The organism is Pukyongiella litopenaei (genome assembly GCF_003008555.2).
Taxonomy (GTDB): Bacteria; Pseudomonadota; Alphaproteobacteria; order Rhodobacterales; family Rhodobacteraceae; genus Pukyongiella; species Pukyongiella litopenaei.
The window spans coordinates 2,255,899-2,277,550 of sequence record NZ_CP027665.1 but is presented as its reverse complement, the minus strand read 5'-3'; the positions used below and the strand labels follow the sequence as shown (position 1 = coordinate 2,277,550).

The window sequence follows — 21,652 nt, the reverse complement described above, 5'->3', positions numbered from 1 at the left end:
TCTACTCTCTCGGAAACCCGGGGCGGTTCAAGGCGGCTAAGGCCTTCCTAAACAAGGCTATCAAGCGCGTTCGGTTGCACCGACCGGTCACGATCTGCACTGACAAGGCGCACACATATCGACGCGTCATCCATGAGATCAATTATCGATATGATCCGCATTTTGACAGCATCCGGCACATCGACCAAAAGTGGCGGAACAATCTGATCGAAAGCGACCACGCAGCGCTGAAGCGGCTCCTTGGGTATCGTCAAAGCTTTCGTTCATTACGAACCGCAAAAGCGACCTTGAGCGGTCTGGAGACAATCCGAACCATCAAGCGCGGCCACATCCATCACATGCAACCAGGCGTCCAAGGCGAGATTGCATTCATCCGTCAGCTGTTCGAGGCCGCCGCATGATCAACTGTCCCGCCCTGACATCCACACCACCTCAGCTAACTAATGCAACAGTCCCCGCCTGACCGATTAGGCGGGGCGGGCCGTCAAGGCGGGAGGGCCGCGTCGTCACAGCGGGGTCGACACCAGTTGCCCCGCAAAACCCAGCGTTACCCAAAGCCTGTCATCATGCACGCAAAGATTGGTCGGATCGGAGCCGGACGGACAGTCGATCATCTCGATCAACGTGCCGTCCAGCGCCAGCACGGCAATCCGGTCGCCGACACTGCCGGCGGCATAAAAGCGGTCGCCGTGCAGCACCATGCCATCGGGGTTGAAACCGTCGTCCAGCTGCGCCCAGACCTGCGGCGCGTCCAATGCGGCGCCCGCGTTCCAGCGGAATTTCACGAAGCGATGCGCGCGCGTGATCGCTACGATCAGCGATCCATCGGGATGAAAGCAAAGACCGTTGGGAAAGCCGGTCATCGACCGCAGCCGCGTGACCGACCCGTCCGGCGCGGCAAGCAACAGCTGACCGCCGAGGTAATCGGCATCCTCGGCCTCCCAGTTCTGCGGATCGGTGAAGGCCAGCGCGCCTTCCGGCGTCACCACCAGATCGTTGGGGCGTGACGGTTTTCCACCGGGAAGGGCGCCGGTATGGGTGGTCAGCGCGCCCGCCATCGTCAGGCGCATCAAGCAGCCGTCGATCTGGGGCTTCGCATGTTTCAGCCGCCCGTGCCCCTCAGGTGCCAGCCCGCCGTTGTTGCAGATATAGAGCGCGCCATCGGGGCCAAGCCGCATCCCGTTCGGCGCCCCCGGCACGTTGTCGGCCAGAACGCGCAGCGCGCCATCGCCGTAGGCGCAGACCCTAGCATGCAGCAGATCGACAAAGGCGATGGACCCATCGGGCAGCGCCACGGGGCCTTCGGGAAATCCCAGCCCCTCGACATGGGTTTCGAAAACGCGGGCCATGACAGTTTCCTTTCAGGTCGGGTTTCAGATGGCAGGCAGGCCAAGCCGCGCGCGGCCGACGGCCAGACCGGCGGCGGCGGTATCGCGCGGCGCAAAGTGACAGGCAACGCGGCGGCCGCCGTTGAGGTCGCGCAATTCAGGGGGGCTGTTGCGGCAGATATCCTGCACCAGGGGGCAACGCGGATGAAAGCGGCAGCCCCTGGGGGCATCGGCGGGATTGGGCGGATCGCCGGACAGCCTGCTGTGCACCCCGGCGCGCTCGCGCCGGGCCTTCAGGGTCGGCGCCGCCGCAAGCAGCGCCTGTGCATAGGGGTGCAACGGTCCGGCCAGCAGATCGGCGGCCGGCGCCTGCTCCACCACCTGGCCGAGGTACATCACCACGATCCGGTCCGAGACATGGCCGATCACGTCGAGATCATGCGAGATGATCAGCAATCCGATGCCGCGCCTGCGCTGGATCTCCAGCATCAGGTTGACGATCTGCGCCTGGATCGAGGGATCGAGCGCCGATGTCGGCTCGTCCGCGACGATCAGGTCGGGTTCCACCGCCAGCGCGCGCGCGATCGCGATGCGCTGCAACTGCCCCCCGAGAACTGGCGCGGGCGGCGGGCGAGGTCGATCTGGCCCAGCCCCACATCCGCCAGCAGCGCACGCGTCCGCGCCGCCACCCCTTCGGACGGGGTGATGACATGGGCAGCGAACGGCTCTGCCATGATCCGGCCGATGGTCATGCGGGAATTGAGCGAAGCCAGCGGATCCTGAAACACCGCCTGCATCCGCCGCCGGATCGGGCGCAGCGCCGCCGTGCCCGCTGCGGACACATCCGCGCCATCAAAGGTGATCCGGCCCGCGGTCGGGTCGATCAGGCGCAGCGCCAGCCGGGCCAGCGTGGATTTGCCACAGCCGGATTCGCCGACAATCCCCACGGTCTCGCCAGCCGAAATCGCCAGGTCCACGCCATCGACCGCCCTGACGACGTGACCGTGCTTGCCAGCGCGGAAATGCTTGGCCACGCCAGAGAGGGTCAGCAGGCTCATGGCGCGGTCTCCGTCAGCGGGTGATGGCAGGCGACCTCGACCGCGCCCGCGGCGCGCAGCGGCGGCACCACCTTGCGACAGATATTGCTGGCGAAGGGACATCGGGGATGAAACCGGCAGCCCGGCGGCATGTCGTTCAGGGCGGGCGTGCCCCCCGGCACGACGGGCAATTCGCTGCGCGGTGCCGCCTCCGAGATCATCGCGGTCTGCAGCAGCACCGAGGTATAGGGATGCGCGGGCCGATCCATGAGCAGGTCGGCGGGCCCGATCTCGGCCACGCGGCCGGCATACATCACCATGATACGGTCGGCGATTTCCGCCACGACACCCATGTCATGGGTGATCAGCAGCGTCGTCAGGTCGAATTCGGTCCGCAGATCGCGCATCAGGTCCAGCACCTGCGCCTTGATCGTGACATCGAGCGCCGTCGTCGGCTCGTCCGCGATCAGCAGGCGCGGGCGGCAGGCCAGCGCCATCGCAAAGACCGCGCGCTGGCGCATCCCGCCGCTGATCTGATGCGGATAGGACCGGGCGACGCGCGTCGGGTCCGGGATGCGCACCCGTTCCAGCAGTTCGATCGCCCGGGCCATCGCGGCGGACCCGCCGGCAAGCCGGTGCACGCGCAGGCTCTCGGCGATCTGGGCGCCTACCCGGTGCATCGGGTTCAGCGCCCCCAGTGGATCCTGATAGACGATGCCGATATCGCGCCCGCGCAGCCTGCGCATATGCGCGTCGGACCGGCCGACCATCTGCTGCCCTTCAAAGGTGATGGACCCGGTCACCGCCGCCGCCTGTGGCGCCAGCCCGACGATGGACATGCCCGTCAGCGACTTGCCCGAGCCGCTTTCGCCGATGACGACAAAGGTTTCGCCCCGGGCCACGTCGAAGGACAACCCGTCCACCGCCACCAGTTCGCCGTGGTCGAAGGAGATCACCAAGTCGCGCAGTTGCAGCATCACGCCCCCCTGTGCGCATCGAGCGCGTCACCCAGCAGCGAAAAGACCGTGGCCGCCAGCATCACGATCCCACCGGGAAACACCAGATACCACCAGGCCGCGCCGAAATAGGGCCGTGAATCGCGGATCAGCAGCCCCCATTCCGGCGTCGGCGAAGTGGCCCCCAGCCCGAGAAAGGACAGCGCCGTCACCGCCACCAGCGCATAGCCGATATCGGTGGTGGCGCGCACGTTCACCGCGCTCATCACGAAGGGCACGATATGGCGCAGCATGATCGTCGGCGTGGACAGGCCAAGCGCGCGTGCCGCCTCCACATGCGGCTCATGCCGCAGGCGCAGCACCTCGCCGCGCACCAGCCGCGCGAAGCCCGGCCACCACATCAGCGCCAGCGCCAGCGTTACGCTGTCCAGCCCGCGCCCGATGGCCGTTGAGATCGCCAGCGCCAGAACCAGCGCGGGAAAGCCGAAGAACAGATCGACGATTCGCATCATCAGATTGTCCAGCCAGCGCGCGGCCATCCCCGAGATCACGCCGTAAACCGTGCCGAAGACCGCCGCGGAAATGACAATGGCAAAGGCAACGCCCAGCGAATAGCGGGTGCCGTGGATCACCCGCGAGAATATGTCGCGCCCCGCCTCGTCTGTGCCGAACGGATGGGCGGGCGAAGGCGGCTTCAGCCGGTTGGAGACGTCCAAGATGATCGGATCGTAGGGCGCGATCAGCCCCGGCACCAGCGCAAAGACCAACAGCACCAACGCCAGCACCAGCGCGACGCGCGCCAGCAGATCGGACCTGAAGATCGTCCTTGCCGCGGCCGTCATGCGGTGACCTTCTCTATGCGCGGGTCGATGATCGGATATAGCACATCTGCAAGCAGGTTCAGCACGACGAAACCGAAGGTGGAGACCAGCGCGAGCGCGATCACCGGCGAATAATCGAAGACCTGAAAGCTCTGGAACGCGTAAAGCCCGATCCCCGGCCAGGAAAAGATCACCTCGACCAGGATGATCCAAGACAGCAGGTATCCGAACTGGATAGTCGTCACCGTCAGGATCGGCGAGAGCGCATTGCGCAGCATATGCCCGAAAAGCACCTGCCCTGGCCCCAACCCCTTGCCGCGCGCGGTGCGCACATAGAGCCGGTCCTGTTCGGCGAGCAGCGCCGCGCGCGACATGCGCGTGCCCACCGCCAGCAGGTTCAGCACCACGGTCAGCACCGGCAAGGCCAGATATTGCAGACTGGAAAGAAAGGCGCTGCCATTGCCCGCCAGCAGGCTGTCGATCAGCAGAAAGCCGGTGACATCGGGCGGCGCGATCTCGCGGATCGGAAAGCGGTCGCCTAGGGGAAACCACTGAAGCTTGTAGTAGAACAGGAATTGCAGCGCCATCCCCAGCCAGAACACCGGGATTCCGGTGCCCAACATGGTCAGAAGCCGCACCGCGTTGTCGATCACCCCGCCGGGCCTGCGAACCGATGCCACCGCCAACGCCATGCTGAGCGTGAGATAGACCGCGAAGCTGACGATCATCAGTTCCAGCGTCGCGGGCAGGAATTGCGCCATGTCCTGCGAAACGGGCCGCTTGGTGCGGATCGACCGGCCCAGATCGCCCTGCACCAGCCCCTTGGCATAGGTCACGAACTGTTCGAACACCGGACGGTCAAGCCCCTGTTCGGAACGGATCTGCGCCACGGCCTCTTCGCTCGCGTTCTGCCCGGCCAGGAAGGCCGCCGGATCCGCAGGGACGACACGGCTCAGCACGAAGGTGATGATCGCCACCAGCACGAGAACCACGAGACCCCAGGCCAGGCGTTTGAAGATGAATCCGGTCATGCAACTCCCCCGGCGTCCGAAGCCGCGCCCGCCGGTGAAACCGGCAGGCGCGGCGCGGGATCGGTCATTTCGCCTCGTGCATTTCCCACAGGCGGATGTTCACATATTCCGCCGGGTCGATGCGGTAGCCGCCGATGCGGTCCGGCTCCACCACCACCGTGGTCGGGCGGGCGGCCCAGATGATGTAATGGCTGTCCACCACGATCTGCACCGCCTCCTTGAGGATCGCGTCACGTTTCGCCGGATCGGATTCCGACGGCATCGACGCGATCAGCTCTTCCAGCCTTTCGTCGTGGAACTTGCCGGCGTTGAAGAACCCGCCCTTGAGGTAATGCGCGGCGAAGAACTTGGTCGCGTCGTTTGGCGACAGGTTGGCATTGCCCAGGACAAAGCAGTTGGACTGGTCGTTCTTGATCGCGGTGATCGCCTCGACAAAGGGCGCCTCCTCGATCTCGACCGTCACGCCGATCTGGCGGCCCGCCGATTGCAGCACGGTCGCCGCGAAACGGAATTCGGCGACGGTGTTGGGGATGACGCATTTCATCGTCGCGCCTTCATGTCCCGAGGCCGCGAGATCGGCCTTGGCAACCTCCAGATCGGTGACGATTTCCGGCATGTTCGCCTCGGGCGAGCCGGGGAACCAGGCCGGCACCGGCCCGCGCGGCACGACGCCCAGCCCCTGATTGAAATCCAGCATCGCGGAATAGTCGAACGCCTTGACCAGCGCCGCGCGGAAATCCGCGTTGTCGGTGGGCGCCAGTTCGGTGTTCAGGTAGATCGCGGGCCAGGCCCAGAGGTTGTTGCCCTCGACCTTGTGAAAGCCGTCCTGCGCCACAATCCGCAGCGCATCGTCCAGGGCGATGAAGTTGGCCATGTCATAGGTGCCGCCTTCGACACCCTGGGCGCGGTTCTGGCTGTCGGCGACGGCGCGCACCAGCACCCTGTCAAAGGCGCCCTCGGGAAATTCGCCCCACCAGTCCGCGTTGCGCGCCAGTTCGACCTGCGTGCCCCGTGTCCAGGACACGAACTTGTAGGGGCCGGTGCCATTGGCGTTCTCGTTGAACCAGTCCTCGTCGTGATTGGCGATATCCTCGTCCGAGGCGACCTCGATCCGCGCAAGGTTTCCCGCCAGATAGACATCGGGGCTTTTGGTGGTGATGGTCAATGTCAGGGGATCGGTCGCCTCGACGCTTTCGATGCTGGAAATCAAGTAGGATTGCCCGCGCTTGAGTTCCAGGATCCGGTCCAGCGAGGCCTTGGCATCGGCGGAATCGAAGGGCGTGCCGTCGTGAAAGGTGACCCCTTCGCGCAGTTTCAGGGTCCAGGTCGTGCCGTCCTGTTGCCATTCCGTCGCCAGCGCGGGCAGGAGCTTCGACGTGTCGTCGAGGTCGAAATCCACCAGCCGGTCAAAGACGTTGCGGGTGATGGTGAATTCCCAGTTGGTGTTTGCCTTGGCCGGATCGATGGTGCTGGGTTCGCTGGTGTCGGCATAGACGAAGGTGGATTGCGCGGCGGCCGGGCCGGACAGCGCCACGCCAAGCGCCGCCGTGCAGATCAGTTGGGTCAGCAGCTTCATTTCATGTCTCCCTTTTGATGGGGCGCCAGTTGAATACGCGCAGGCCCCTTACAGCGCGGTAAAGCGTCGCAGCACATTGCGGGTGATCGCCATGGTGAAATCGTCGCGCCGGGTCAGCCCCATGATCCATTCACAGCTGCCTGCCGTCACGACCTCGCCCGCGCCACGCGGCATGGAGACGAGCATCCCCGAGCCGTGTTGGTAGCGCAGGCGGGCCTCGGCCTCGGGCTCCGGCGCCAGGTCCATCAGACCCTTCAGGTCACTGTCGCGGATGTAGTAATTTTGGCCCTGGACCTCGTGTTCATATTCATAGAGCGAGGCCGGCGTCATCGCGAGGATGCTGATGTTGTCCGGCACGCCCGGTTCATCGACCGCATAGGGCAGGCCCTGGTGAAAGGTGTAATTCAGCCCGTCGACTTCGTAGCCGAAGATGCCCGCCTCTTCGCCAAAGACATCGGCATAGCGCAGGCCGGTGCCGTCAAAGACCCAGTGATCGGGGCGATAGACGGTGAAGCCGCGGCTGCCGCGCGGCGAAAAGCCGCCCCAGCTGGCATAGACGCCATGCGCGCCATTGACCCCCACGGTCGAGGCACCGGGCCATGCCACGGCCTCGCTTTCCCAAGAGGCTGTCAGCAGATGCGCGCGGTCGGTGTCGCGCAGGGGATCCTCGGCCGGTGCCTTGAACTTCCAGCAATGCTGCTGCAACCCGTCCTCTTCCAGGCGGATCTGCCACAGGAAGTTGCCACCGAAACGGGCAAAACCGTTGCCCTTCTCGACAAAGGATTCGACGTTCTTGCGCATCTCCCACGACCAGTATTCATCATGCCCGCAGGTGACGAGACAGGTATAATCCGCCAGCAGTTCGGGGCGCTGGTGCAGGTCGGTCTGGGTGATGATGTCGAGCGTGAAACCCTCGGATTCTGCCCAGACCGCGAAATGCCGGTCGAACTGCGCCCAGCCGGCGGCGGCGTAATACTGGCCCCAGCCGCCGGAATAGCCGTATTCCTTGGACGGATAGCGCGGCGCGTCGTTCATGTCTGGCTTGGGCGCCTGGGTGATCCGCGCGGCCCCCGGCGGCAGCCAGACCATGCCGCGCGTCCAGGGGCGTTCCAGCGACAGGATGGGAGAGCCTTCATTGCCTTCCGGCCCCCAGGTGCCGAAATAATGGTTGGCACCGCCCCAGTCGTTGTAGGCGGTCCAGGTGCCAGTCGCCAGCATCAGCAGAAGCTTGCCCTGCCGGGTCGCGGCCGTCGGGCGCACCACGAAGAAATGATGCTGTACGAAGCGGCTGCCGTCGGGGCGGATACAGCTGGACACCACACGGTAGAACCCCGAGCGCAGATCGTCGGGCAGCGTCCAGCGGTGCAGCACCGGCCAACCGCAGCCAGTCATGTAGGCCTTTTCCGGCATCGGCGTGAAACGGCCCGGCAGGTCATGCGCCTCGTGCACCATCTCGGGGGCATGGCCGTCACGATAGATTTGCAAGCTAAAGCTGTCGGCGTTGCACGAGCCGTGAAAGGAAACCTCCTGCCCGGGATCGAAGGACATGCCGCGGGTGTAGATATAGACCTCCGGCAGGGCCGGATCCTCGCGCGGGGCCTCGTATCGGAAATCCGCCAGGAAATGATCGTCCGCGTGATAGGCGCGCACGCTGCGCGGGCGGATCGCATGCGGCCCCATTTCGGGGAAACGGAAGGGTTTGTCGGCCATGATCCCTACCCCTTGCGTGCCATCAGTTCCTTGGCCACTTCCGCGACACCCGCCACGTCAAGCCGGTAATGGGCATAGAGCGCGGCGGGCGGGCCGACCTCGACATATCTGTCCGGCACCCCATGCTTGCGAAAGGCGATGCGCGGCAGGTCGAGCAGCACTTCGGCCACGGCAGAACCCAGGCCGCCGGTCACGTTGTGCTCCTCCACCGTCAGGATCGCGCCAGTCTCGGCGGCGGCCTTCACCTCGGCCGCGTCGATCGTGTCGATGCTGAACATGTCCACCACCCGCACCGAGACGCCCTCTTTGGCCAGCTTTTCGGCGGCATCGAGCGATGCGCGCACCTGCGAGCCGCAGGCGATGATGGTCAGGTCCGTGCCCTCGCGCAGACGGATCGCGCGGCCGAATTCGATCTCGGGCACGTCGTCATAGACAACCGGATCGCGGCCCCGGCCAAGGCGGATATACATTGCCTTGGGATGTTCGACCGAGGCGCGCAGGATCGCGCGCAGGTGGTTGGCGTCGGTGGCGCAGACCACGGTGAGTTCGGCCATGCAGCGCAGCATCGCCAGGTCTTCCAGCGCGTGATGCGAAGTGCCGTAGAACCCCATCGACATGCCCGAATGGCTGCCCAGCACCCGCACCTTCATGTTCGGATAGGCGCAATCGGTGCGGATCTGTTCCGCGGCCAGGATGGCCGAGAAACTGGCAAAGGTGGCGACATAGGGGATCATCCCGCAGGACGCCATCCCCGCCGCCGCCGTGATCATATTCCGCTCCGCGATGGAGAAATTGACAAAGCGGTCGGGGTGCCGGTCGTGGAAATCATTGGTGCGGTTGGCCGAGGCCAGATCGGCGGTGCCGACGACAATGCGCGGATCGCTGTCGGCGATATCTGCCAGTTCCTCGCCCAGCACGAAGGCGGGCATCCCGGCCTTGGGGGTGCCGCGCACCGAGCGGCTGTTGCGCAGTAAGGTCTTGCCGGTGGTGGTGCCTCGGAAAATCTCGCTCTCGTCCTGCATATCGGTGGTCATTCCACGGCCTCCGGCTCATAGGGTTTCAATCCGGCGTCAAGCTCCGCCATCACGTCGTCGTAATCCTCGCCCACGAGGTTTCCGACATGCCAGTCGAGCGACATTTCCATCCGGGCGACGCCACGCCCCTTGACGGTATCGGCGATGATCACCTGTGGCTTGCCCCGGTCGGCCCGTTCCAGCGCGTCAAATGCATCGCGGATGGCCTGCAGGTCGTGCCCGTCGATGCGCTGGACTTCCCAGCCGAAGGCGGCAAAGCGCTCTTCAAGCGGCTCGATGCTCATCACCTCTTCGGTGTGGCCGTCGATGGACAGGCCGTTGCGGTCGACGATGGCGACAAGGTTGCGCAGCCCGAAATGGCCGGCCGAATTGACCGCCTCCCAGATCTGGCCCTCGCTCAATTCGCCGTCGCCCAGCATCACGTAGGTGCGGAAATCCAGCCCCTGCATCCGCCCCGCCAGCGCCATTCCGACGCCGACCGACAGCCCGTGTCCCAGGGAGCCGGAAGAGAAATCCAGCCCGCGCACCTTCTTCATGTCCGGGTGGTCACCGAATTTGGAACCAAGGCGCGTGTAGGTGTCCAGTTCGGAAGGGTCGAAATAGCCCAGATCCGCCATCACCGGGTAAAGCCCGATGGCAGCATGGCCCTTGGACATCACGAAACGGTCACGCGCGGGCCAGTCCGGATTGCCCGGCTCGATCCGCATCTGGTCATAGTAGAGCGTGGCGAGGAGCTCGGCACAGGAGAAGGTCGAGGAATAGTGCCCTGCCCCGGCGATCCGCGACAGGCGCACGGTCTCTTTGCGGATGAATTTCGCTCTGTCCTCCAGTGCCGGCAGGCCCATGTTGCTTGCAGGTCTGTTCATTTTCCCTGTGCTCCTTCCAGGATGCCCGAGGCTTCGACAGCCTGAATATGTTTGCGCAATTTCCTTCCCCCCTCCATCAGGTCCATGCGGATCGCCTCACGCAGGGCAAAGGCACTGCGCGCGCGCAACGCCTCCAGCACGTTCTCGTGCTGGTGACGCCCTCCATAGGTGGGTTTGGCCTCGGGATAGAGTTCGGAAAGGATCGGCCCGATGCGGATCCACAGCCCTTCCAGCACCTCGATAAGCGTGGGCATCCCGGACTTGTAGTAAAGACCGAAATGGAAATCGAAGTTGGCCTGAAGGGCTGTCTGCCAGTCGCCCGAGGCTTCCGATTCCACCAGAAGCTGGTGCAGGGCCTCCAGCTTTGCAACGTCCTCATCGGTGATGAAGGGCAGCGCACGCTCGGAGGCCATGGGTTCGAGTTGCAGGCGGATATCGCGGATGTCCTCGTATTCGGCCGAGCCGATGCGCCGCACGCGGATGTAGAACCGGGGCTTAATCTCGATCGCGCCCTGGTGGGCAAGCTGGAACAGCGCCTCGCGCACGGGCGTTTCGGATGTTCCCATCTCACGCGAGAGATCGCGCACCTTCAGGCGTTGATGGGGGCGCAGCTCGGCCCGCATCAGCGCATCGCGCAGCCGACTGTAGACAACCGTCGAAAGGCTTTCGCCCTCCTCCCCGACCCGTCCAACCGGTGTCACAACATCAGGCATTGGCAGCACCCTCCGCGGCCAGGGCCGCAAAGGCACCCTCCGTCGCCACCAGCGCCGCGTCGATCACCGCTTCGGTATGGGCGCAGCTGAGGAACATGTTGTGCCGGTGATGCATGTAGACGCCGCGGCGCAGCGCCTCGATGCAGAACCGCTCTCCGAGCGTGGCCTGCGCGTCGTCGCCCGCGAACTGCACCAGCGGCATCGCGGGCGGGCCGGACTGGATCAGTGCAAAGCCGTGCCGCGCAGCCTGTTCGGCCAGACCATCGCGCAGCCGCCGGCCCGCGCGCGCCATCACGGCCGGGCCGTCGATCCGGCGCAATTCGCGCAAGGTGGCGGCGGCGGCGGCCATTGGCGCGCCGGAATACCAGAAGGAACCGGTGACAAAGACGTTCCGCGCCGCTTCGCGGAAGCGTTCGTTGCCGGTGATCATGGCCAGCGGATGCCCGTTGGCGATCGCCTTGGACCAGGCCGACAGGTCCGGCTGCACGCCGACCAGGTTCCAGCTGCCGCCCAGGTCCAGCCGGAAACCCGCCCGCACATCATCGATGATCAGCGCCGCCCCCGCGGCATCACAGGCCGCGCGCGCGGCCTGGGCGAAGGCCGGGGTCGGCATTTCCATCGCGACGCCCAGATCGTGCCGGAAGGCCGAGACGACAATGGCGGCCAGATCCGCGCCCGCCTGGGCGATAGCGGTCTCAAGGCTGTCGGTGTCATTCCAGTCGAAATGCAGGATATGCGCGCGGTCCTCCGCGGTCACCCCCACCAGCGAGGGCGAGCACCAGGGCACCGCCCCGTGATAGGCGCCGTGCGCGACCAGCACCTTTCGCCGCCCGGTCCCGGCCCGCGCGATGGTGACACAGCCGGTCATCGCGTCCGATCCGTTCTTCTGGAACAGCGCCCATTGCGCGTGATCGATCATCTCGACCACCAGTTCCGCCAGATCGACCACGTGTTCCGTCGGCCCGTCCAGGCACAGCCCCAGGGCCGCCTGGGCCTGCGCCGCCGCCTCGACGACCGGATGCTGATGCCCCAGGATGATCGGCCCCCAGGCACACATGAAATCGATGTATTCGTTGCCATCCACATCGCGTACCGTTGCGCCTTGCCCGCTGTCGAAGAACTGCGGAAACCCGGCTGGAACGGCCGCCGCGCGCTGATGCCCCCACATGCCTCCCGGGATCACCCGTTGCGCCCGCTGGCGCAGTTTCTGGTCACGGGAAATGTTGCTTTGTGTCTCTGCCACGGCCATGGGGGTCCTTGCAGTATATGCTCTTGCGGATCCTCTGATATATCATATCACCGGATAAATCCCGATCCGTCAAGTGGCATCGCGCGAAAATCCGGATGTTATCGCTAAACCAGCCGCGCGGGCACCGTTCTGCCACGACAAACCGGCCTCATTCGATTTCCTGTTGAGATTTTTGATATATCATGGAATAGCTGAAGGCGAACCACGCAAGGCAAACCGGCTGAGACAGAGGACCGCTCTTGAACTTATCGACAGAAATTGCCGACAAAACCGGCGCTGACCAGCGGGGTGCGGCGGTTTCAATCAAATTGCTGACCATGAAATTCGGCTCGGTCACGGCCGTGAATTCGGTTTCGCTGGATATCGCCCAGGGTGAATTCCTTGCCCTTCTCGGCCCCTCGGGCTCCGGCAAATCCACCGTATTGATGGGCGTTGCGGGTTTCGAGTTCCCGACCTCGGGGCAGATTCTCATCGGCGGCAGAGATTTCACCCGTGTCCCGCCGCACCGGCGCAATATCGGCATGGTCTTTCAGCATTACACGCTGTTTCCCCATCTGTCGGTGCTGGACAATGTCGCCTTCCCACTCAAGATGCGCGGCTTCGCGAAACGGCAGCGTCACGAACGCGCCCGCGCCGCCCTGGCCACCGTGCGGCTGGAAGGTTTCGCAGAGCGGATGCCGACGCAGCTTTCGGGCGGCCAGCAACAGCGCGTCGCACTGGCGCGGGCCATCGTTTATGAACCGCAGGTCCTGCTGATGGACGAGCCGCTGTCGGCGCTCGACAAGAACCTGCGCGAGGAAATGCAGCTGGAAATCAAGCGCCTGCACGAGACCCTGGGCATGACAATCATTTTCGTCACCCATGACCAGAGCGAGGCGCTGACCATGGCAGACCGCGTGGCGATCCTGCGCAACGGCGAAATCCAGCAGATCGCGCCCGCGCGCGAATTGTACGAGCGGCCCGCGAACCTGTTTTCGGCCGGTTTCATCGGCGAGATGAACCTGATCCCCGCGACATTGGCCGGCAATACCGTCGCACTGCCGGGAGGCATCCGGCGAAAGCTGCCAGTCGCCGCGATTGCCCAGGGCACCGCGGACGGGCCGGTGACCCTCGCGATCCGGCCGGAGCGGTTCAGCCTGGTGGAAGTCGACAGTGACGCCGGCCTTCAGGCAACGCTGGAAGAGGTCGTCTATGCCGGCGCGGGAACGCTTCTCATCACGCGCCTTGCCGACGGCACCGAGATCCGGGCGCGTGTCGCCTCGGCCAGCCTGCCCGCCCCTTCCAAGGGCGACCGGGTCCATCTCGGCTTTGCCGATGACGCCCTGCTGATCTACCCGGCAAGCCAGACATGAGCGCGATGAACTTCTTCCAGCCGCAGGGGCGAAGCATGTCGAAGGGCGGCGTGCTGATGCTGATGGCGCCGTTCTTCGTGCTGCTCGTCATCGCCTTTCTCTATCCGATCCTCAGCCTGCTGTCGATTTCCCTGCTCGAACCCGAGCCGACGCTGCGCCATTACGAAGATGTCGTGACCAATCCCGTCTATGCGCGCGTCCTGTTCCGCACCCTGCGCATCGCGCTGCTGGTCAGCGTGCTGTCGCTGTTGCTCGCCTTCCCGGTTGCCTGGGTCATGGCCCGGTCGCGCGGTCCGAAACTGGCCTTCATCACGGCCTGCATCCTGCTGCCCTTCTGGTCCTCGGTGCTGGTGCGCACGGCGGCCTGGGCGGTCATCCTGCAACGCACCGGGCTGGTCAACGAGGCGCTGCAATTCCTCGGGATCACGTCGGAACCTGTCCGGCTGCTCTATACTCAGGGCGCGGTGGTGGTGGCGATGGTGCATGTGCTGATGCCCTTCATGGTGCTGCCGATCTATGGCGCGCTGCGCAACATCCCGGTGGATTACATGCGCGCGGCGGGCATCCTGGGCGCCGGCCCGCTGCGCAGCTTCCGCGAGGTGATCCTGCCGCTGGCGATGCCCGGTGTGTTGACCGGCTTCATCCTCGTATTCCTCACGGCGCTGGGGTATTTCATCACGCCCGCGCTGCTCGGCTCGCCGCAGGAGATGATGATCGCGACGCTGATCTCGCAGCAGATCCGCGAAGTGCTCGACTAGCCCTTCGCCGCCGCCCTGGTCGGTGTGCTGACGCTTTTCGTGACGCTGATCGCGCTTCTGTTCGGCAAGCTGATGAAGTTCGACCGCCTGATGGGGGCACAGACATGACCCCGCACCGCCTGCTGATCAATGCCTATGTCTATGGCGTGCTGATCTTTATCCTCGCGCCGATCCTCGTGATCCTGTCGATGGCTTTCAGCACGACCGAATATCTGACCTTCCCACCCCGCGGCTTTACCCTGCGCTGGTTCGGGGAGTTCTTCGGCAATTCCCGCTGGATGGATGCCGCCGGTTTCAGCCTGACCATCGCGGTTGTCACCGCGGTCGTGACGGCGGTGATCGCGACGATGGCCACCTATGCGATGGTGCGCGGCGCCGGCCGGCTGGGGGCGCTCTTTCAGGTGACGCTGATCGGGCCAATCGTGGTGCCGCATATCGCGCTGGCGGTCGCGCTCTATCTGTTCTTCCAGAAGGTGGGCCTGTCCAACACAGTGACCGGCTATGTCATGGCGCATTGCGTCATCGCGATGCCCTTTGCAGTCTTCACCATCGCCGCGGCGCTCAGCAGCATCGACCGGGCGCTGGAGGATGCCGCGATGTCCTGCGGCGCGACAAGGTTCACCGCCTTTCGTCTGGTCACCCTGCCGCTGATCATGCCCAACGTCCTGTCGGGCGGGCTCTTCGCCTTCATCTTGTCGTTCGACGAACCCGTCATCGCCTTCTTTCTGGCCGGGATCCGCGACAAGACGCTGCCGCGCATGATGTTCGACGACATCGAACAGAACCTGACTCCGATCATCCCGGCCATTGCCGTCCTGCTGACGCTGCTGTCGATTGCCGTGCTGATCGGCGCGGGGCTGCTGCGGCGATGGGCGGCGCGCCGGGCAAGGCCGGCCGCCGACTGACCCGAATCACCAACGACTTGCCATTAACCACAACAGGGAGAGAAAACAGATGACAATTCACCAAAGCAGAACCTTTCGCAGCCTTGCGGCCGGCGTTGCGCTGACGCTGGGCGCAGGCGGCGCGGTGCAAGCGGACGAGGTGGTCTACGCCACCACCGGCGGCCAGATGCGCGTACAGCTGGAAGAGCATTTCTACACCCCCTTCGCCGAACAGACCGAACACGAGATCATCCCCTTCGACATCGAGGTTCCCGACCAATGGGCCCGAGCCGAGGCCATGACGCGCAGCGGCAATGTCGAATTTGACATCGTCACCGCCACCGGCCCCGATCTGGTGGACAAGGCGGATATCCTGATGGAAATCCCCTGCGACGAGATGAAGAACGTGCAGGAATACGGCCTGCCCGGCTCTTGCGAGCGATACGGCATCCCGCGCACGACCGGCGGGATGCTGATCGCCTATGACAGCAACCTGTTCCCCGAAGATCCGCCCGCCACATGGGCCGATTTCTGGAACGTCGAGAAATACCCCGGGCCGCGCGGCCTGCCCGACACCGGCGACCGCGACTGGTGGGTGCCCGCGGTGGCCCTGCTGGCCGATGGCGTGGCACCCGAGGATCTGTTCCCCTTCGATCTTGACCGCGCCTATGCCAAGCTGGACGAGATCCGCCCGCATGTCGCGGTATGGTGGAAGACCGGCAGCCAGGTCCAGCAGATCATGCGCGACAAGGAAGTCGTGATGACGATGGCCTATTCGGGGCGCGCCCTGACGGTGGTGAAGGAAGGCGACAGCTTTCGCATGGCATGGGACGGCGCGCTGCGCGACACCGGCTATTTCGCGGTGATGAAGGACGCGCCCAGACCCGAGGCCGCGCTGGCGTTCATCGACTTCTTCTATGGCGCCGCCGATGGTCACCCCGCCTTCATCAGCGCGGTGAACTACGCGACCTCCTCGACCGCCGGCCTGGCCAAACTGCCCGAGGATGAACAGAAGCTCTATGCCACCTATCCCGCCAACTACGCAAAGCTGGTGAAGCCGGATTTCAAGTGGATCGGCGAAAATCGCGACGTGCTGCGCGAACGCTGGATGGCCTGGATCACCGATGGCCGCTTCCGCCCGGAGCGACTGCGCACCCTGCGCACCCGCCTGTCGGCTGCCTACAAAGGCATCCACGCCCTTCTGATGGCCGAAGGCGCGAGAGATCTTCGCTCCGGCCAGCACTTCAAGGACACTGTGTTCTTCGACGAATACGTCGATATCCACCACATCTTCCCGCAGGACTGGTGCAAGAAGCAGAAGATCGAACCGAAGGTCTTTGACACCGTCGTCAACAAGACGCCGCTCAGCTACAAGACCAACCGCATTCTTGGCGGCGTAGCACCATCGATCTACCTGGAACGACTGGAAACAGGCGGAAAGGACAACCCGCCGATCTCCCGCGAAGCGCTTGACGATTATCTGGCGTCCCACGGGCTGGATCCCTCCTTGCTGAGGGCGGATGACTTCGAGGGATTCATGGCGGATCGGGAGACGCGGCTCCTTGCCATGATTTCAAAGGCGACCGGGCATTCGATCGTCAGGGCAGATTCCGTGCCGGAGGAAGGCGAGGACGTTCTCCAGGACGACGAAGGCTTTGACGTGCCGAGCCCGGACGCCGAGGAGGCCGCCTGAATGAAAGCGTTTGAGTTCGACCATCAATTGATCCGTGCTTACGAGCACTTTTCGCGTTCATTCAGCGCAATTCGGGCGCCCGACCTGAAATCCGAGATCGATGCCCAGTACGACGCCGGAAAATTCTGGCCGGATGCCCGCGAATGCACGCCGCGCGTTTCAATCTGCTCGAACGCGGCGAACAAGCCGGTGATGTAGGTCTCGGCCTGCGCTTCGCCCCACGTTTCACGGGTGTATCGGTAAATCTCGTCGAGCCGGACGGACGCCGCCTCCTGAACCCGGATCGCCATGCGCTCAGGTCCGGTTCCGGGCGATCACCTCGGCGGCGGTCAGCGGCATGTAGCTGTCCTCGGGCGCGGCGAAGGCACGGTTGAGTTCGGCCTTCAGCCGATCGAAGGCTTCGCGCTCGACTCGCTCCTTGTCGCGGCGGATCAGATCACGGATGTACTCGCTGACGTTCTCGTAGGCGCCGTCCTCGCCGACATTGGTCGCGACGAACTCGCTGAGCGCGCCGCTGACGCGCACGGTCATGGTGGTGGTCCGAGACATGGCGATCTCCCTAGATCCTGTGTGTTCAAGATAACCAATAACGAACACAAAACAAGGGCCCGCTCGCTGCGCCGCCTATCCGTCGCCGTCTTCCAGAACCAGACGATCCGCCATTGTCAGCAGCAAGACCAGCACAGCATCCGAATGTCGCGCGAGCGACACGAGGTGCTCGCCGCTCGGCCCACGCTCGCCCGCGAACCAGTATTTCACCGTCCGCTCGCTGGCCCCCGTCCATCTCATGGCGGACTTGATCGCCCGGTGGGTCGATCCGAGCTCCGCATGCAATGCCATGGCGACGGCGGCGCGGTAGTCGGCCGGAACGTCCTCTGGGTGCACAAATGTGCCCATCTTCGGCACAACTGTGCCCATCTTCACCCGCAACTTCATATTTTTCTCCGCTAAATGTCTGGAGAGACATGAAAAGCGGCAGTCGGAACTTGGGCATGGGCGAGAAGTAGGAAGCCATCCGCCTCGGGCAGCGCGCGTGGAATTTTCGGGAGGCGGGCGTGGCTCAGACAAGAACACCGATATCCGGAGAGCCGGCCGAGGCGACCGAGCGCATACTGGCGGCGCAATACGTCAGGATGTCCACCGAGCATCAGCAATACTCGACCCAGAACCAGTCAAAGACCATCCGCGAATACGCCGAACGGCGCGGCATCGAGATCATCAAGACCTACTCGGATGATGCGAAAAGCGGTCTGATCATTGGCGGCCGAAGGGCGTTGCAGCAGATGATCTCCGACGTCGAGTCAGGTTCGGCCGAGTACCGCGTGATCCTGGTTTACGACGTCACCCGCTGGGGGCGATTTCAGGACGCTGACGAGTCGGCCTACTACGAGTATCGCTGTCGCAGGGCTGGAATGCAGGTCGCCTATTGCGCCGAGCAGTTCGAGAACGACGGATCGCCGACTTCCACCATCGTGAAAAGCGTCAAGCGGGCCATGGCTGGCGAGTACAGTCGGGAGCTCTCCGTCAAGGTCTTTGCGGGGCAATGCCGTCTGATCGAGCTCGGCTACCGACAAGGCGGCCCGGCCGGTTTCGGGTTGCGCAGAGCGCTGCTGAACGAGCGTGGCGAGGTGAAAGCCGAACTCAAGCGCGGTGAACACAAGAGCCTTCAGACCGACCGAGTGATCCTGGTCCCCGGCCCCGAAGAGGAACAGCGGGTCGTCCGGCGCATGTATGAGATGTTTGTCAGTGAAGGGCGCGCAGAGAGCGAGATCGCGGAGATCCTGAACGCCGAAGGACATCGCACCGATCTCGACCGGCCCTGGACCCGGGCGACGGTCCATCAGGTTCTGACCAACGAAAAATACATCGGGAACAACGTCTTCAACAAGGTGTCGTTCAAGCTGAAGCAGCGTCGTGTCGTGAACCCGCGGGATATGTGGATCCGCGCCGAGGGCGCCTATGAGGCCATTGTCGACAAGGCGCTGTTCCTGCGCGCCCGGGAGATCGTGGATGCGCGCAGCCGCCATTTCTCGGACGAGGAGTTGCTGGATGCCCTGCGGGCGATCCTGAAACGACAGGGCCAGCTGTCCGGGCTGATCATAGACGAACAGAACGATCTGCCCTCGTCCAGCGCCTATCGAAGCCGGTTTGGCAGCCTGCTACGCGCGTATCGCCTCATCGGCTATGAGCCAGAGCGGGACTACCGCTACATCGAGATCAACAAGGCGCTGCGCGCGGCCCACCCCCAGGTCGTTGAAGAAATCATCGAGGGCGTTGCCGCCCAGGGTGGTAGCGTGCTGCAGGACCCCGACACGCAGCTGCTGCGCGTGAATGACGAATTCTCGGTGTCGGTCGTTCTGGCCCGCTGCCAGGCGACGGCAGCTGGCTCCTTGCGCTGGCACATCCGGCTCGACACCGGCCTCGTTCCGGCCATCACGATTGCCGTGCGGATGAACGAAACCAACGACGCGCCGCGCGATTTCTACCTGCTCCCTAGCATCGACATGACAGACGCGCGGCTGAAGATGGCCGAGCAGAACGGCCTGTGGCTCGATGCCTATCGGACTGAAACACTTCACGATTTCTACGTTCTCGCCGGGCGGGCGAAGGTGACGGAGGTGGCATGATGGCCAAAAGCGCGGAAGAAACTCAGCAGACGGGTGTCACCTTGGTCCCGACCGACCGTATTCGGGTTCTCAATCCGCGGGTCCGAAATCCCAGGACGTTTGCGGACATGGTTGAAAACATTGCCAAGATTGGTCTGAAACGTCCGATCACCGTCACCCGCCGCACTGACACAGATCCGCAGGAATATGATCTCGTTTGCGGCCAAGGGCGGCTCGAAGCCTTCATTCAGCTGAAGCAGAAAGCCATCCCGGCCATTGTCATCGACGCCGATGAGTCCGACTGCCTTGTGATGAGCCTCGTCGAGAATTGCGCTCGCCGTCAGCATCGCCCGATCGATCTGATGCGGGAGATCGGCACGCTCCGCGAACGTGGCTACTCTGACCGACAGATTGGCGACAAGATCGGTGTCTCGCCGGACTATGTCGGCATGATCGCAGGCCTCCTGGAGCGCGGCGAAGAGCGGCTGGTCACGGCCGTCGAGACGGGCCTGCTTCCGCTCAACCTCGCCATCGACATATCGAAAACCGATGCCGAGGGCGCACAGCGTGCGCTGATGGACGCCTACACGCAAAAGAAACTGCGCGGGAAGAAGCTCGCGGCGGCCCGGCGCCTGATCGAACAGCGTGAGGCACGCGGGAAAAAGATGCACCCGAAAGCGTACGGACGCGACAGCCGAAACCGGCGACCTCTGACGAGCGAAGCGTTGGTGCGCGCCTACCAAAAGGAAGCGGACCGCCAGAAGCTTCTGATCAAGAAAGCGGAACTGACGCAGGGGCGGCTGCTGTTCATCTGCCAGGCATTCCGGACCCTCCTCGAGGACGATCATTTCGTGACGCTGCTGCGCGCGGAAGGTCTGGAAACCATGCCCAGCTACCTGCAGGACTCCCTCGCCGAGGGGGCAGCGCCATGACCAAGAAGGTTCAGCTCGGCTTCGAGAATGATTGCGTCACGATCCCGGTCGCGGACATCCTGCCGGTCAGGGTGCTGAGCAAGTCCATCAAGTCCAGCCGGAAATACACCCAGATCACAGCGTCGATCCGCGAGATCGGGTTGGTCGAGCCGCTGGTGGTCGCGCGAAACGGGGATACCAGCGGCAGCTGGCTGCTGCTCGACGGACATGTCCGGATCGAAGTCCTGAAGGATCTGGGTCAGGAACAGGTCGAATGCCTCGTGTCGACCGACGACGAGGCATTCACCTACAACAAGCGCATCAGCCGTATCGCGCCCATTCAGGAGCACCGGATGATCCTGAAAGCGATCGAGCGCGGTGTCTCGGAGGAGAAGATCGCGGCGGCGCTGGATCTCAACCCGCGCAGCATCCAGCGCAAGGTCAAGCTGCTCGACGGCATTTGCCCAGAAGCCGTGGCGATCCTGAAGGACAAGGCGTGTACCGCGGCCGTGTTCACCACGCTGCGTAAGATGATCCCCTTGCGCCAGATCGAAGCCGCCGAGCTCATGGTGAACGCCAACAACTACTCCGTGGCCTACATCTCGGCGATCCTCGCCGGAACACCGCAGGCGCAGCTGGTCGAGGCGAACAAGCCCAAACGCATCAACGGCGTCACACCGCAGGCGGTCGCCCGGATGGAAAAGGAGCTTGCCCGACTTCAGGAAGGGATCACACAGATCCAGGACACCTACGGCCAAGACCACCTCCAGCTGACCGTGCTCCGTGGCTACGTCGGCAAGCTCCTCGGGAACGCGCGCATGGTGCGGTATCTGATGCAGACGCGCCCTGAGTTCCTGTCCGAGTTTCAGACCATTGCCGAGATGAAGTCGGTGGTGCCGGCCGAGGCGGAGTAACCAGCCGGTCACTTCAATGGGGACCCGGACCCGATAAGCGCGGGGACCGCGGGAGACGCCGGACTGTGGGCCGGATCGAGCGCGGCGGTGGGGATGGCGGCGAACCCGCTCGGAGCCCACCAGGCCGGCTTGAGTTTTCGCCGGCCGCGCGGCCGCGCTCGTGGCTGCGTTTCATCGGGGCGTGCCGGAGGTCGGGCAACTTCGGCACGCCCA

Annotated in this window: 21 protein-coding genes and 2 pseudogenes; 8 read left to right on the top strand and 15 right to left on the bottom strand. The window is 64.2% G+C overall.

Features of this window, described 5'->3' with window-relative positions; all coding sequences use genetic code 11:
- Positions 1-29: 29 nt before the first annotated feature.
- A pseudogene (locus tag C6Y53_RS11355) lies at positions 30-401 on the top strand (DDE-type integrase/transposase/recombinase); the annotation flags it as partial.
- Positions 402-506: 105 nt separating this feature from the next.
- On the opposite strand, the gene C6Y53_RS11350 reads toward C6Y53_RS11355, so the two are convergent.
- From C6Y53_RS11350 to C6Y53_RS11300, 12 genes and pseudogenes are all read right to left on the bottom strand, one after another.
- On the bottom strand, positions 507-1,349 hold the full coding sequence (locus C6Y53_RS11350) for an SMP-30/gluconolactonase/LRE family protein (RefSeq protein WP_106472536.1): 843 nt from the start codon (positions 1,347-1,349) through the stop codon (positions 507-509).
- Positions 1,350-1,373: 24 nt separating this feature from the next.
- Positions 1,374-1,724 carry an oligopeptide/dipeptide ABC transporter ATP-binding protein gene (locus C6Y53_RS21405; RefSeq protein WP_342212781.1) on the bottom strand — a complete coding sequence of 117 codons (351 nt, stop codon included), beginning with the start codon at positions 1,722-1,724 and terminating at the stop codon, positions 1,374-1,376.
- Between the two features lie 192 nt (positions 1,725-1,916).
- Positions 1,917-2,386, bottom strand: a pseudogene (locus tag C6Y53_RS21265) (ATP-binding cassette domain-containing protein); the annotation flags it as partial.
- Complete coding sequence (locus C6Y53_RS11340) at positions 2,383-3,342, bottom strand: ABC transporter ATP-binding protein (protein WP_106472535.1); 960 nt, start codon at positions 3,340-3,342, stop codon at positions 2,383-2,385. The pseudogene C6Y53_RS21265 and the gene C6Y53_RS11340, both read right to left, overlap by 4 nt.
- On the bottom strand, positions 3,342-4,163 hold the full coding sequence (locus tag C6Y53_RS11335; RefSeq protein WP_106472534.1) for an ABC transporter permease: 822 nt from the start codon (positions 4,161-4,163) through the stop codon (positions 3,342-3,344). Before C6Y53_RS11335 ends, C6Y53_RS11340 begins: the two co-directional genes overlap by 1 nt.
- Positions 4,160-5,173 carry an ABC transporter permease gene (locus tag C6Y53_RS11330; RefSeq protein WP_106472533.1) on the bottom strand — a complete coding sequence of 338 codons (1,014 nt, stop codon included), beginning with the start codon at positions 5,171-5,173 and terminating at the stop codon, positions 4,160-4,162. Before C6Y53_RS11330 ends, C6Y53_RS11335 begins: the two co-directional genes overlap by 4 nt.
- A 64-nt stretch (positions 5,174-5,237) precedes the next feature.
- A complete protein-coding gene (locus C6Y53_RS11325) occupies positions 5,238-6,749 on the bottom strand; it encodes an ABC transporter substrate-binding protein (protein WP_106472532.1) in 1,512 nt (503 codons plus the stop codon).
- Between the two features lie 48 nt (positions 6,750-6,797).
- A complete protein-coding gene (locus C6Y53_RS11320; RefSeq protein WP_106472531.1) occupies positions 6,798-8,459 on the bottom strand; it encodes a N,N-dimethylformamidase beta subunit family domain-containing protein in 1,662 nt (553 codons plus the stop codon).
- Positions 8,460-8,464: 5 nt separating this feature from the next.
- Positions 8,465-9,493 (bottom strand): transketolase family protein, encoded by a 1,029-nt coding sequence (locus tag C6Y53_RS11315; RefSeq protein WP_106472530.1) that lies wholly within the window; start codon positions 9,491-9,493, stop codon positions 8,465-8,467.
- Positions 9,490-10,359 carry a transketolase gene (locus tag C6Y53_RS11310; RefSeq protein ID WP_211299360.1) on the bottom strand — a complete coding sequence of 290 codons (870 nt, stop codon included), beginning with the start codon at positions 10,357-10,359 and terminating at the stop codon, positions 9,490-9,492. The genes C6Y53_RS11315 and C6Y53_RS11310 overlap by 4 nt, the downstream gene beginning before the upstream one ends.
- Entirely contained in the window at positions 10,356-11,072 is a 717-nt protein-coding gene (locus C6Y53_RS11305; RefSeq protein WP_106472528.1) for a GntR family transcriptional regulator, read from the bottom strand. The genes C6Y53_RS11310 and C6Y53_RS11305 overlap by 4 nt, the downstream gene beginning before the upstream one ends.
- On the bottom strand, positions 11,065-12,315 hold the full coding sequence (locus C6Y53_RS11300; protein WP_211299359.1) for an aminotransferase class III-fold pyridoxal phosphate-dependent enzyme: 1,251 nt from the start codon (positions 12,313-12,315) through the stop codon (positions 11,065-11,067). Before C6Y53_RS11300 ends, C6Y53_RS11305 begins: the two co-directional genes overlap by 8 nt.
- Positions 12,316-12,638: 323 nt before the next feature.
- Here C6Y53_RS11300 and C6Y53_RS11295 point away from each other — a divergent pair, with 323 nt between their 5' ends.
- The 4 genes from C6Y53_RS11295 to C6Y53_RS11280 all read left to right on the top strand — a co-directional run bounded on the left by C6Y53_RS11295 (position 12,639) and on the right by C6Y53_RS11280 (position 17,008).
- The gene (locus C6Y53_RS11295) at positions 12,639-13,673 is read left to right on the top strand and encodes an ABC transporter ATP-binding protein (protein WP_106472526.1); all 1,035 of its coding nucleotides are present in this window, start codon (positions 12,639-12,641) and stop codon (positions 13,671-13,673) included.
- Positions 13,670-14,431, top strand: a complete 762-nt coding sequence (locus C6Y53_RS11290) for an ABC transporter permease (protein WP_211299358.1) — start codon at positions 13,670-13,672, stop codon at positions 14,429-14,431. Before C6Y53_RS11295 ends, C6Y53_RS11290 begins: the two co-directional genes overlap by 4 nt.
- A 104-nt stretch (positions 14,432-14,535) precedes the next feature.
- Positions 14,536-15,336 carry an ABC transporter permease gene (locus tag C6Y53_RS11285; protein WP_106472525.1) on the top strand — a complete coding sequence of 267 codons (801 nt, stop codon included), beginning with the start codon at positions 14,536-14,538 and terminating at the stop codon, positions 15,334-15,336.
- Positions 15,337-15,385: 49 nt separating this feature from the next.
- Positions 15,386-17,008, top strand: a complete 1,623-nt coding sequence (locus C6Y53_RS11280; RefSeq protein WP_106472524.1) for an extracellular solute-binding protein — start codon at positions 15,386-15,388, stop codon at positions 17,006-17,008.
- 38 nt (positions 17,009-17,046) lie between these two features.
- On the opposite strand, the gene C6Y53_RS21260 is transcribed toward C6Y53_RS11280, so the two are convergent.
- The 3 genes from C6Y53_RS21260 to C6Y53_RS11265 all read right to left on the bottom strand — a co-directional run bounded on the left by C6Y53_RS21260 (position 17,047) and on the right by C6Y53_RS11265 (position 17,944).
- On the bottom strand, positions 17,047-17,298 hold the full coding sequence (locus tag C6Y53_RS21260) for a type II toxin-antitoxin system RelE/ParE family toxin (protein ID WP_244614810.1): 252 nt from the start codon (positions 17,296-17,298) through the stop codon (positions 17,047-17,049).
- Between the two features lie 4 nt (positions 17,299-17,302).
- Positions 17,303-17,557, bottom strand: coding sequence for a ribbon-helix-helix domain-containing protein (locus C6Y53_RS11270; RefSeq protein ID WP_106472523.1), 255 nt, complete (start codon positions 17,555-17,557; stop codon positions 17,303-17,305).
- Between the two features lie 75 nt (positions 17,558-17,632).
- On the bottom strand, positions 17,633-17,944 hold the full coding sequence (locus tag C6Y53_RS11265) for a hypothetical protein (RefSeq protein ID WP_106472522.1): 312 nt from the start codon (positions 17,942-17,944) through the stop codon (positions 17,633-17,635).
- A 197-nt stretch (positions 17,945-18,141) separates the two neighbouring features.
- On the opposite strand from C6Y53_RS11265, the gene C6Y53_RS11260 reads away from it, so the two are divergent.
- Genes C6Y53_RS11260 through C6Y53_RS11250 form a run of 3 tightly spaced genes read left to right on the top strand, consistent with a single transcriptional unit; the run spans position 18,142 to position 21,439 of the window.
- Positions 18,142-19,635, top strand: coding sequence for a recombinase family protein (locus C6Y53_RS11260; protein ID WP_211299524.1), 1,494 nt, complete (start codon positions 18,142-18,144; stop codon positions 19,633-19,635).
- A complete protein-coding gene (locus C6Y53_RS11255; RefSeq protein ID WP_425300265.1) occupies positions 19,632-20,546 on the top strand; it encodes a plasmid partitioning protein RepB C-terminal domain-containing protein in 915 nt (304 codons plus the stop codon). The genes C6Y53_RS11260 and C6Y53_RS11255 overlap by 4 nt, the downstream gene beginning before the upstream one ends.
- Positions 20,543-21,439, top strand: a complete 897-nt coding sequence (locus tag C6Y53_RS11250; RefSeq protein WP_106472521.1) for a plasmid partitioning protein RepB C-terminal domain-containing protein — start codon at positions 20,543-20,545, stop codon at positions 21,437-21,439. The genes C6Y53_RS11255 and C6Y53_RS11250 overlap by 4 nt, the downstream gene beginning before the upstream one ends.
- Positions 21,440-21,652 lie beyond the last annotated feature (213 nt).